Origin of the sequence: Pseudoalteromonas sp. UCD-33C, assembly GCF_001306895.1 — a bacterium.
GTDB lineage: Bacteria > Pseudomonadota > Gammaproteobacteria > Enterobacterales > Alteromonadaceae > Pseudoalteromonas.
On record NZ_LJTB01000001.1, the window covers coordinates 584,181 to 596,821 of the forward strand.

Here is a 12,641-nt window from a genome sequence, read left to right on the forward strand (position 1 = left end):
AAGCCCGCCCTTTGCCCTGCGGGCTTTTTTATTGCCCACTCTTTTTGGAATTGTGTTTTATAGATATCTAAACACAAAAAAGCCCGCAACATCGGCGGGCTTTTTGATTAGACTAAAACCTTACTGAGCATGTGCTGCAGCACGGAAAATCGTGTTAGTTAACAGTACATTCATGCCTTCAAGGTAGGCACGGTAGGTTGGTGACTGTGTAAAGCCTATCACCATGCCTTTGCCTTGCGGTTGATGAACAAGCAATGGCTTATACGCAAGCTGTGCTTTATTTTGCTGCCATAGATAACCACTTGCTAGCACATCATCTTTACCTGTAAACCAGGCTAAGTTTTTACCTGAGTTCAGTTTTATTGGCGTGTAAATATCATTACCGTAAGCTACCGCAACAAGGTCTTTATCAACCCCAGCGGTTAACCAATGCTCTTGGTCTACTTCAACATTTGCAAGTACACCGGCTACATAGTCTGGCGATGTATGTGGCTCAATGCTCGCTGCTTTTAAATCATCGCGAGAAGCAAATAACTGCCCTGCCACTTTACTACTTTTATCATCACTGCTACTTGCTTTATCTTCTCGGTAAGCTTGCTCGCGTTGAACATCTAACAAACCGTAATCAGCATTAGTGGTAAAGCGGTTAGCATTACCTAAGGCAATCAACACGCCACCCGCTTTAACCCAGCTTTTTAAATTAGCTGCACCCGATTTACCTAGTGCTTGCTCGTAATTACCTTCTGGTAAAATAAGCACTTGGTAATCACTTAAATCAGCCCAAGCAAGCATGGGTGTGCGAATAGCTGTCACCGGGTAGCCAAGCTGTCTTTCGATAACAAAACGAGTGTTACCGGCGCTTAGCTCACGAGTGGCTGCATCCCATGCAATCGCCACTTTTGGTGCTACCATAGGCACTGTTTTGTTACTACCAAAGCTTGGGCCTTCAATCACCCAACTTGAATCCACACCATCAACTATTGCACCAGTTTGCTCAGCAATTTGGCTAATTTTGGTGAGTAAGTCTTTATCGTTTAGGCGTTTTTCGATTACTAAGCTACCCGCTGGGTAGTTAGTTTTATCACCTAATACAAATGCTTGATCAGCACTTTTCAGTTTAATGCCAGCTTGCAGTGCTGCTGTTAAAAAGCGTGCTGCGGCTGTATCACCCCAAGCAACGATATAAGCCACAGAGGCTTCTGGATTATTCACTTTGCCAAGCAATGTGTCATCGGCCTGAACCGCTTTACTGTCTGCGCTAACAGCGCGACCACAGCTATCGCTATCAACATTAAACATCATCGGCAGCGACCAACCTGTGACATCGTAAATTTCATCACCTAGGTTACGAGCACGACGTCTTTCTTGCTCTTTCACAAATGCTTCAGCCATATCTACTTGGTCTGTAAACGTGGTACGCACAAATACCCCGCGTGGCTGCGCGGTATCAATAAAGTAGCTACCTGCTTTGTATTTAACGCCACAGGCTTTAAAATCTTCAGTTGCTTGTTTAACTTCAACACCATGCTCAGCCATTAAGGTAGCGAGTCTATGAGCGCCTTCACGGTTACTTTGTTTAGGTAAAATATAAACACGCTCTTTGCTATCTTTACCCGAGTCAATTGCATCAACTTGATATTGATAAAAGTCACCTAGTAGTTTTTCACGTTGATTGGCAGCACCTTCGGCAGTCGAAATTGAGGCCACAAATTGACGCTTTACAGTATTAAAATAGGTGAGTAGTTCACCGGTATTTTTCTCAAACACGTGGCCACGTGCAGAGCCGACTTCGTAAGTTGATGCTGATGCACCATAAAATACTGGCCAGCTATCACCGTAACCTGGATAAAAGGCATCAAAGATTTCACGGGTAAAGTAATCAAAGCCAAACTCATCAAAATACTTCGCATGATTTTGTCCAATCGCATCCATGTTAGCGATTTGGGTTTTCGTCATATGCGGATTAAATGGCTGAGCAGCCGGTGCAAAGTAGTAAGATTGGTCGCCGCCCATTTCATGAATATCAACCACCACTTGTGGTTTATATTTATTGATTGCTGCCACTCTGCCTTTACTTTCAGGCTGAGTAAGCGCTAACCAATCACGGTTCATATCAAACAAATAATGATTTGTTCGGCCTCTTGGCCATGGCTCATTATGCTCTGCACTTAACCTATCTGCACTGTGCTCAAGACCTACGGTCGCATAATAACGAGTAACAAAACGCTCACGGCCATCAGGGTTTTGTAGTGGGTCGATAAACACCACTGTGTTGTCTAAAATTTTACTGTTAACGGCATCATTCGGGGCTGCTAATAAGTGATATGCAGTGAATAGTGCAGCATCGGTTGAGCTAATTTCATTACCGTGCACGGCATACTGAAGCCACACAGACGTCGGTAAATTTTTAATTAGCGACTTAGCTTCTTTTTCAGAGGTAATACGCGGATCAGCCAAGGCTTGGGTGTTATTGGCGAGGGTTTCTAATGAGCGAATATGATCCGCGGTGCCAACCACCGCATAAACCAGCTCACGACCTTCCCAGCTGTTTGCGTACTTAAACACTTTAATACGATCAGGCGCAGCTTGTTCAAGGGCGCTTAAATAACGGCGCATATCGTTGTAATTGGTAATGCGCTCACCTACATCGTACCCAAGTACTTGTTTAAATGTTGGTATTTGCTGATTATAAGCCGTGCCCGGCCACATTGCTTCGGTATTCGTTGCACTGGCATTAAAGCTTGCCGTTATTGCCACAACACTGACTGAAATGGCTTTTATTATTTGTTTGGCGCTCATTATTTTTCCCAAGTAAAAGTATCTGCTTTGTACATTACAAAAGTATTGAAAATAAACAAATTAAAAACGTTAGACTGGCATAAAATAGAGACATAAAAAAACCGCAGCGATTGCTGCGGTTATTATTAACATAGCGGAGCTATTTAACTAGGGTCATTTCATCAAGTAGGTAACCTGCGTTATCAACTTCTTCCATTAACCAAAGCATGTATCGAATATCAACGTGAATAGCACGGGTGATTTTGGCGTTAAAGTACCAATCTTTGGTGATTGATTCATAAGTCGAGTCAAAATTAAGACCCACTAATTCACCTTTACCATTCATGACTGGCGAACCTGAATTACCACCTGTGGTATCAGCGCTACTTAAAAAGTTGACTGGTACAGAGTTAACTTCAAGAGGTTTAGCCGCTTGTGGCTCACAACCAAAGCTAAATAAACTACAGCTTACGCCAGGCAAACCTAAGTCACCGCGGTAGTACGCGCCAAACGCTTGATTTTTGTATGCTTCAAGTACTTTGTCTGTAACAACAAATGGTTTTTCACCTGTGTGTTTAGCCACTAAACCACGTAGTGATGTAAAAGGTGTTTTATAAACAGCATCTGCCGCTGGGTAACCATCAACTTGTGCATAGCTTACGCGTAGTGTGCCATTTGCATCTGGGTAAACTGGCTTACCTTTAGCATTATTGAAAGCGATCACGGCTTGCATATACTGCGGGCGAATTTCTGCTAAGCGACCCGCCATTTCTTTTTTATCAGCTTCTTGTGCCATGTTGGTATCGTATAGAGCAACAGCTAACTTTATGAATGGGTCGTTTGATGCTTCAAATTCGGCTACTGATTTACCAATCCAGCTAACACGCGTTGCTGTATCTGTAAGTTCTGTTTTAGCATAAAAAGAAGCAATAATCGCATCAAGCTCAGCCAGTGTAGTGGTATCTGTAATACCTAAGCCGTCGTTTAATGCCGCAACTTGCGCTGCTTTATCTTGCGCTAAATAGTTACCTAAGTAGCTTAACCATAAGGCTTTATCGACTTCAGGCGTAAACTGTTTTTGTAAGCGCTCTAAACGCGCTTTAAGCATAGGAAGATCGCGCTCTTGGTAACCCATTTCGCGCTCTGCATTTGGCTTTTCGCTTTCTTTAGCTAAGCGGTATAAACGAATTGCCGTACTTAATAAGTCTGCGCGTTTTGCGTAATCAAAGTAAAAATGACTTTGTTGCTGAGCGTGCGCTTCAACTAATAATGACTTTAATGCGTGATATGAATCTGCGTACGCTTTACGTTCAGCACTTTGTGCAAACCAAGCTAGGTACTCTTGCTCTTGCGTAGCTTTAATTCCCGGAATATCCGTTACTTTAAAACCATCCTGTAAGCCTTCCAGTTTCTTTAAACGGTTGTTAGTGCTTTTTACACGAGAGGCATATTTAACTTGTGCTTGCTCATCGCCTTTGCTCTGCTTGGCAATCACATCAAGGGTCATGTTGTAAGTATTAAGCAATGTAGGATAATACCAACTCGCTGAATAATTTACTTCATCTGCTAGTTTATAGCGGCTAGTGCGGCCAGGGTAACCTGCCACCAGCACACCATCACCTAAGCTTACGCCGCTCGCATTCACTTTTAAGAACGACTTTGGCTCATAAGGTACGTTATCTTCGCTGTAATCTGCAGGCTTGCCATCTTTACCAACATAACCACGTACGAAAGTAAAATCCGCCGTGTGACGTGGGTATTCAAAGTTATCGATGTCACCACCAAAGTTACCTAGCGCTTCTGCCGGAGCATACACTAAGCGCACATCTTTGATCATCAGTTGTTTGATCATGAAGTACTCTAAGCCATGATGGAAATCACGGACTGTACAACGGTAGTTAGGATCTGATTCACACTCACTGATCAAGGCTTTGCGGTTTGCTTGAATCGCCTCAAAACGCGCTTTGCCGTGTAGATCTGCTGGTAAGTTACCCAGTACGCGATCTGTTACATCATCCACTTGTTCAGTTACGTACAAACGCTCTTGCGGGCCTGCTGGTAATTCTTTTGACAAGTCAGCTGCTAAAAAGCCTTTTTCAATTAAGTTATTTTCTGGTGTGCTGTTATTTTGAATCGCGCCATAAGCACAGTGATGATTAGTTACAGCTAAGCCTTTTGGTGACACAAATGACGCAGAGCAATAGCCTAAACCAACCACTGCATTGAGTGGATATTGGTTAAGATCTGCCACTTGTGAAGCCGGTAATTCGATACCGACGCGGTCAAACTCGCTTTGTAATTGTTTTAATTGATGCGGTTGCCACTGCCCTTCATCAGCGTGTGCGCTACCTACAGCGACAACCCCCATGAGTGCTAATGAAGTAGTAATAATATTTTTTTTAATCATGTTAATCCCAGTCAGTGCAAAGCACTATTCCATTGTTGCCTTAAAAAATCGCGCTAAGACTACCATAACCTTGATTGAGTAAAGGGATATTGCGATTAAATACGATTGGAGAGTAAAAATAGAGGAGAGAAAAAGCTCCTACCGTTAGCAGGAGCATTATTCGATTCATTTATTAAGCATTAGCTTTTAAAAAGTCATAAAGTTCATCTTTTAGCACGGCGCGTTGATGCTTCTTTTCATGCATGTCCGCATCTTCTATTGGAGAGTCTTGCAACTCAAGAGAGCGAATTTCTTTATCCATATCATCGTAACGTTGCATGGTTTTCTTGAAGTGAGCATCGTGTTTCGCGAGGCTATGGATTAATTCATTAAACTCAGGGAATTCATTCAATAACGAGTGTTTTTCGCCTAGCATGGGCAACTCCTTTAGCTAGAATTTAAGTTCAATTTCACTGTACCACTGCAACATACAGAGTCAACGCAGTAACCTTGTCCGAGATCAATTATCACAACGATTCAGAAAATATAGCGTTTAAACTAGAAATGTTCCTAAGCTTTAGTCCCATTAAAATCAGGACACATGAACGCGTATTTAATTAATATAAGAATAATTCCTAGACATAACTTATTGAATTAGGGATATAATAAAAATCTATGGAGGGATTATGCGAATTGGAATCATTGAAGATCATCAACTGGTTAGAGATAGCTTTAAAAAATTATTAGAGCTACAAAACGGGTGGCAAGTTATCATAGAAGCCTGCTCAGTCACTGAGGCAAAACTTGCTGTTAACTTAGAGCAACCTAATGTATTTATTGTTGATATATCAATGCATGACGGTGAAAACGGACTCGCATTTCTTACCTATCTAAACACTCACTTTCCCGACATAAAAACCATTGTTGCTTCTATGTATGACTACGAGCCATACGTTAGCAACGCCTTAAAGCTCGGCGCTCAAGGTTATGTTTCTAAACGCTCAGCATCAGAAGCTTTAATTGATGCAGTCAATTCAGTTATTAAAGGAGGGCGCTATATCAGTGAAGATGTGAAATTTAATACTACTTCCCCTGCAAGCAAACTTTCTTTTTTAACACCAAGAGAGAAAGAGGCACTTCCCTTATTTGCCAAAGGGCTAAATGCTAAACAAGTTGCGCAACAACTCGATATGATGCCCAAAACAGCCCACGTACATAAAACGAATATATACAACAAACTTGAAGTCACTAATTCATTTGAATTATTAAAAGTTGCTATAGATTCCGGGATGATCACACTTGATGAACTGGCATAAGCTCGTTTCAACAAAGTGTTCTTCACTTAGCTTAATAACTGAAGCATTTAACCAGTTATTGGTGTTTGCGCTTTACTTTTTAGCCTTATATTTATCCTCTTGGGTGAGTAATCATTTAGAAACCGTTGCCCAAAGTAGTGCTATATACCTGCCAGCAGGGGTGAAGCTCGCATTTTTTGTTATTTTTCCAGTGCGATTTTGGCTAATGCTTTGGATTGCTTCTCGACTTTATGCGTCGTATTTAGGTGTCTATTACAATGGTGAATGGAGCTTTGATTTATTTCACGGTTTCTTTCAAGAATTAACCTATATGGCTATCGTCTACAGCTTTAAGAAAAGCCGCTGGCCACCAAAAATCACCTCTAATTCCGGGGCTTTGTCGTTAATTCTACTAGCCGTTTTTTCAGCTTCTTTTAAATGGTTTTTGTTTTCGAGCGCCTTTGAATTCACAACCTGGTTAGAAGGTAAGCAAGTATTACAATATCAACTTAATATGACATTAGGCGACTTGACGGGAACATTATTAGTGGCCCCAGCATTATTGTTAATTAGCCAAAGCTACAGCCTTGTGCCCTCTCGTCATCATGCTGTTATTTTACTAAGCTTATTAGCACTGGCATCTATTTACATTGTTAGTTACCTAGGCCACTCAGATCTTTACCCTTTGCTACGCCTTTGCTCACTTCTACCGGTAATTTGGTTCTCTTATAAATTTGGTATTAAAGGAGCAATAGCAAGCGCCTTGGTAAGTAATACGCTGATCGTTGCACAAGCAGGCCTCACCCAAGATGCGACCAATACTTACATTAGCCAATTATTTATCCTGGCCAATTCAGTAACAGGGTTACTGGTAGGGACCGCCACTAACGAGTTAAAGATCAAAAATAATCAACTACAAGCCAGTAACGAAAAACTCACTGCGCTGCTTGAGAAAAATAAACAGCTCGCTAAACGCATGGTAACTGTGCAAGAAAATGAGCGAAAGTATTTGTCTCAAGAACTTCATGACGAATTAGGCCAAAATCTAACAGCACTTAAAACTGACCTGACGGTACTTTCGATAGCACAACGAAATAATGAAAATACCCTCGTTGAAGGCCTAAAAGAAAATGCAAAGGCGATGTATGACTCTGTTTATCAAATTATGCATCACTTAAGACCTAGAGAGCTTGATGAGCTTGGGCTAGAGCAAGCTCTTAAAGAAGGACGCTTTAACTCTCTGCTAAGTAAAGCATCAATCAAATACGTAGCTGAAATAAACTTAAGTTCAGCAATATCAGATGAACATCAAACAGCTATTTACAGAATTTGCCAAGAAGCAGTCACAAACTGCATCAAGCACAGTACAGCCACAGAGCTAAGGCTCAGCTTGTTGGCTCACGAACAGTATATATGCCTTACTATTATGGATAATGGAAAAACCAAGACCACACTGCAAGAGTCTGGTGGCTACGGGTTATCATTTATTGAAGAGCGGGTTATTGCCCTTGGCGGTACATGTACGGTTACTGAAATAGATGGATTTAAAATTGAAGTATACTTTGATATTTGAATACAACTAGTTACCTTAAATAAACCTGCTTGGTAAGATATTTTTTCTTAATATTCGCAAGCTGTATTTCTGCTTGATTACCTATAAGCTGTAACAACAAGCCATGCGCTATTTCCCTTTCGCCCAACTTCGATTTAACAACAACTTCTTTACCAATTGCACCTTGCAACCTCGGTTTAGGAAAACTCGCTTTAGTAACGGGTTTAAGCCCCTCGTTTTCAACAAACAAATTTAGACAATGCTGCTTAGCGGCACTGATCCAGTCATCATGGGATTTAACAATATCAACGTTATTTAGAAAGTGTATCAAAGCGCTATTTCGACTACTAAATTCGCTCGAAACATCAGACATATTTTTCACTTGTGCCCACTTACGAATAACAACGTACTTGCCTTGCTTGAGCCTTGCTAAACTCGTCGACGCCCCCGTCATCCTGCTATACCATTCAATTCTGTAACAAGAAGAGCCTAAGCTATGAAGAAGAATAGTCGTATTGCCAAACTCCTTAGTACTTCCCTCAATAACACTCATTTTCAATCCATTAAGCATAAGTAAATTAGATTTAAAGGATATACAGAACAAGCCGTTATGATAATGAGTGACTTTCTTAGTGAGTCTAAGAAAAATTCCTAGTTTGCAGAGAATGGTTAAACAACTGAAGAGTGCCCTCTTGATAATAAAGAGCAAACAATTTCGATTTGGTTTGAGGGTTTCGAAAACATGGCTCTTTTAGAAAACAAAAAGCCTCGGTAAATACCAAGGCTCTTGTATAAGTTGGTGAATCAGCCAATAAGCCGCTGTTTTGTATGCGCGGAGTGGATTTTCTCCGCCCAAAAAACAAAAAGCCCACAGTTTTCACTGTGAGCTTTCTTTAATTTGTTGAGTCAGCCAATAAGCCGCTGTTTTATATGCGCGGAGTGGATTTTCTCCACCCTAAAAACAAAAAGCCTCGGTAAATACCGAGGCTCTTGTATAATTTGGTGAGTCAGCCAATAAGCCGGGTTCTGTCGTGGATAATCATTCGTCTAGGCCATAAATTGCTCTATGGCTCAAGCAACCTACCCGGTTCCAACGTGGGCCACGCCATAAGGAACCCTATTTGGTCTTGCTCCGGGTGGAGTTTACCTTGCAACCAACTGTTACCAGTGGCCCGGTGCGCTCTTACCGCACCCTTTCACCCTTACCAACCGAAGTTGGCGGTCTCCTCTCTGCTGCACTTGTCGTAGGCTCGCGCCCCCCAGCCGTTAGCTGGCACCCTGCCCTGTGGAGCCCGGACTTTCCTCCCCCTGCGCATTTTCGTTGCAGGCAGCGATTATCTCGGCTGACTCGGCGCGCAGTATACCTGAGCGCGCACGTCTATGCAGTAAAGAATTAGTCTTTTTCGTCAATAATTGCTTTATAAAGTGCGTTTTTCTTCAAACCAAAATACTCAGCCACAACACCGCAGGCTTTTTTCAGTGGCATTTCGGCTTCGAGTAAACCTAGCATGCGGCGCGCATCTTCTGGAATATCGTCACTTTGCTTTGCTTTACCCGGTAGCATCAGTACGATTTCACCACGCTGCTTAGTGGGATCATCCGTTAAGAACTGTTTTAGCTCGGCAACTGTGCCATTGAAAAAGGTTTCGAAAGTTTTGGTAAGTTCTTTGGCAAACACTACTGGCTGCTCTGCACCGAGTGCTGCTTCTAAATCATCAAGGCTCGCCATAATACGGTGGGTACTTTCATACATGATGCTAGTAATACCTGAGTTTACCGCTTCAATGAAAAAGGTCTGCCTTGCTTTACTCTTTGCTGGTGTAAAACCAATAAACTGAAAACGATCTGTTGGTAAACCAGAACAACATACAGCGGTAATTGCAGCACATGCTCCCGGCACTGGCGCGACGTGCGCGCCTTGTTCACGGCATAAATTGACCACCGCATAACCAGGGTCGCTAATAAGTGGCGTGCCGGCGTCAGATACCAGCGCAATGTTCATTCCTTGCTCTAACCAATCTACAATTTGTTGCGCTTTTTGTTTCTCGTTATGGTCATGCAGAGCAAAGGTTTTTGCTTTGATATTAAAGTGGCTTAACAACTTTCCTGTATGACGAGTATCTTCAGCGGCTATTAAGTCAACCTCAGATAGGGTTTGGATGGCACGCTGGCTGATGTCATCAAAGTTACCAATAGGCGTGGCAACAATGTAAAGAGTGCCGATTTTATCTGAATTGTCCTCATTTAACATTGAGGTCTCCTGCGTCAGTCAGTAATATAAGCAAATCGCGTTAACGTATCGGGAAATCATTGTGCGACTTAAACTTGTTAGTCTATTAATTGTATTGTCAGGGTTATCGGCTTGTAGCACAACCGAAAAACCTCGAAATAGTGCAGAAAATCAATCGAGCCAATCGAGTATTGCGCTATCACAGCTAACCGACGCACAATCTATGTACCAAGCGGCGCTAAACCGTCAAGGTGCCGATAAAATCCAGCTTTTATATACTGCACGTGATGCGGCTATCAGTGAAGAGCGCTGGGCACTGCTAGAAAAAATCTGCCTCGAACTTGAAGCAACCCCAAGTGTCGACCAAATTCAAAACAAACTTTACATTGCCCTTGCGCAAGAGCATCAAGGCAAAAGCGACTTAGCTTTAGCTCAGTTACAACAACTTGAGCCTCAGTTAAGCCAGCCAGAGCATCAAGCATGGCATCAATACCTGACTGCGCGCGTTTACGCGTCGCAAGGTATGCCAAAACAAGCAATGCCTTTCTTTTTTAAGGCATCAACACTTAGCAGCGAAAATAACTTTACCGTTGCCAATTTAAACAAAGATTTATGGCAAAACCTAACCCAGCTTTCATCGTACGCACTTGAGCGCTTTAACCGAGGCTCTGTGGTGCAACAAGGTTGGGTTAATTTAGCGCTTTATCATCAAGTGTATTTAGGTGCGCCTGTAGAACTTCACCAAGCAATGAATAACTGGTTGCGTCGCTACCCGGGTCACCCAGCCGCTGAAGTGCTGCCAAAAAAAGTGACTGAACTGGTACAAATTGAACCTTTAAATGTGAACCGTTTAGCTGTGCTTATTCCACAATCAGGTGCTAATGAGCGATTAGGTGATGCCTTAAAAGCCGGTGTGCTTGCGGCCTTAGATGGGCAGTCATTAGAGCAAACCCTATTTATTGATGAATCACTATCAGCTGCAGAGATCTCACTCAAGCTAAGCGAATTTAATGCTGATTTTATTATTGGCCCACTACTAAAAAGCAATATCGAAAAGCTTACTAGCGCACAAACACTGGTTGATTACCCGGTAATGCATTTAAACACCTTTGACGGTGAGCGCATTTCACAGCAGCACTTTTTCTTTGCACTAAGCCCTGAGCATGAAGTTCAGCAAGCATTAGAGCGATTTTTAACAGCAGGCTATCAAAAGCCTATGTTGCTAGCCCCTAATAATAGTAACGGTCAGCGTTTAGTTGAACACTTTAATACGCAGTGGCAACGATACAGCGAAGTTAAACCACAAATAGGGTTTTACTCAGGTAAAGATGATATGCCGAAAACCATCACTGGCTTACTTGAAGTAGACCAAAGTAAAGAGCGTATTAAAGTCGTCAAATCATTATTCAAGCAAGAAGTAGAAAGTGAAACCCGCTCACGCAGCGACATTGACGTGATTTATATTTTAGGTGATGCCACCGAAACACGCTTAATCAAGCCGTATTTAGACGTTAACGTGAGTACCTTTGCAGATCGAATCCCGCTTTATGCCAGCTCAAAAAGCCACAGTAAACAAATTGATAGAACCGATAAAGGCGACTTAGATGGCCTTTATTTTACGGAACTACCTTGGATGCTTGACGGTCAAATTCAGCAACACAATTTACGCCAACAGTACGAAAGCTTATGGCCAGAAAACGCTGATATAAGCCAGCGCTTATTTGCCATGGCGTTCGATGCAGCCAGTATGCTCGGTGATGTAAAACAACTGAGTATGGTACAAGGCAAACGCTTTAGTGGTATCAGTGGTCAATTAAGCATTGCTAGTAATGGCTATGTTACACGCACCCTAGATTGGGCACAGTACAAGAATAAGAAAATCATTGCGGTTGATTTAGCGACTGAGCAACCAATCCCGCTATTTATGCAATCTGCTATTGGGATTAATGCCGCTGAATAACCTTTTTTAAAACGTAGTATTAGCTCAAGGATGAAGCTATGTCGTGGTTTAATCAATTGTGGCAAAATAGCCGCGAGAAAGGCCTGTATTACGAACATCAGGCAGAGCAGTATTTAATACAACATGGCTTAAAAGCCATTGAGCGTAATTACTTATGTAAATACGGTGAGCTTGACCTAATAATGCGTGACGGGCAAACACTAGTATTTGTAGAAGTAAAATTTAGAAAAAACGCCCTGCGTGGTGGTGCAAACTATGCGCTCAGCAAACAAAAGCAGCAACGATTAAGGCGCACGATTAGCCATTATCTTGCCGAGAGAAAGATCTCAAACCAGGCTATGCGGATAGATTATGTCGCTATAACAGGTGAGCTTAACAGCACCCTAAACTGGTTTAAAAATGTTTACTAACGCCGTTTGGCGTCGGCTTAATTTGGTAGG

The 12,641-nt window shown here is 42.2% G+C and carries 9 protein-coding genes and 1 other RNA gene; 4 read left to right on the top strand and 6 right to left on the bottom strand.

The features are described 5' to 3' along the window. Positions 1-120: 120 nt before the first annotated feature. From AOG26_RS02545 to AOG26_RS02555, 3 genes are all read right to left on the bottom strand, one after another. Positions 121-2,799, bottom strand: coding sequence for a M14 family metallopeptidase (locus AOG26_RS02545; protein WP_054561076.1), 2,679 nt, complete (start codon positions 2,797-2,799; stop codon positions 121-123). A gap of 139 nt (positions 2,800-2,938) precedes the next feature. Then, positions 2,939-5,185, bottom strand: a complete 2,247-nt coding sequence (locus AOG26_RS02550; protein WP_054561077.1) for a S46 family peptidase — start codon at positions 5,183-5,185, stop codon at positions 2,939-2,941. A gap of 172 nt (positions 5,186-5,357) precedes the next feature. Next, a complete protein-coding gene (locus AOG26_RS02555; protein WP_054561078.1) occupies positions 5,358-5,600 on the bottom strand; it encodes a YdcH family protein in 243 nt (80 codons plus the stop codon). Between the two features lie 250 nt (positions 5,601-5,850). On the opposite strand from AOG26_RS02555, the gene AOG26_RS02560 reads away from it, so the two are divergent. Then, positions 5,851-6,480 (top strand): response regulator transcription factor, encoded by a 630-nt coding sequence (locus tag AOG26_RS02560; protein ID WP_054561079.1) that lies wholly within the window; start codon positions 5,851-5,853, stop codon positions 6,478-6,480. Further along, the gene (locus AOG26_RS02565; RefSeq protein WP_054561080.1) at positions 6,467-8,032 is read left to right on the top strand and encodes an MASE1 domain-containing protein; all 1,566 of its coding nucleotides are present in this window, start codon (positions 6,467-6,469) and stop codon (positions 8,030-8,032) included. Before AOG26_RS02560 ends, AOG26_RS02565 begins: the two co-directional genes overlap by 14 nt. Before the next feature lie 10 nt (positions 8,033-8,042). On the opposite strand, the gene AOG26_RS02570 is transcribed toward AOG26_RS02565, so the two are convergent. From AOG26_RS02570 to rsmI, 3 genes are all read right to left on the bottom strand, one after another. Beyond that, positions 8,043-8,564 carry a hypothetical protein gene (locus AOG26_RS02570; protein ID WP_054561081.1) on the bottom strand — a complete coding sequence of 174 codons (522 nt, stop codon included), beginning with the start codon at positions 8,562-8,564 and terminating at the stop codon, positions 8,043-8,045. Positions 8,565-9,010: 446 nt separating this feature from the next. Beyond that, positions 9,011-9,362, bottom strand: an RNA gene (gene rnpB, locus AOG26_RS03180) — RNase P RNA component class A. A gap of 42 nt (positions 9,363-9,404) precedes the next feature. Further along, the gene (gene rsmI / locus AOG26_RS02575) at positions 9,405-10,262 is read right to left on the bottom strand and encodes a 16S rRNA (cytidine(1402)-2'-O)-methyltransferase (protein WP_054561082.1); all 858 of its coding nucleotides are present in this window, start codon (positions 10,260-10,262) and stop codon (positions 9,405-9,407) included. 61 nt (positions 10,263-10,323) lie between these two features. Here rsmI and AOG26_RS02580 point away from each other — a divergent pair, with 61 nt between their 5' ends. Both AOG26_RS02580 and AOG26_RS02585 read left to right on the top strand, forming a co-directional pair. After that, entirely contained in the window at positions 10,324-12,201 is a 1,878-nt protein-coding gene (locus AOG26_RS02580) for a penicillin-binding protein activator (RefSeq protein WP_054561083.1), read from the top strand. Between the two features lie 38 nt (positions 12,202-12,239). Further along, entirely contained in the window at positions 12,240-12,611 is a 372-nt protein-coding gene (locus AOG26_RS02585) for a YraN family protein (RefSeq protein WP_054561084.1), read from the top strand. Positions 12,612-12,641: the final 30 nt, after the last annotated feature.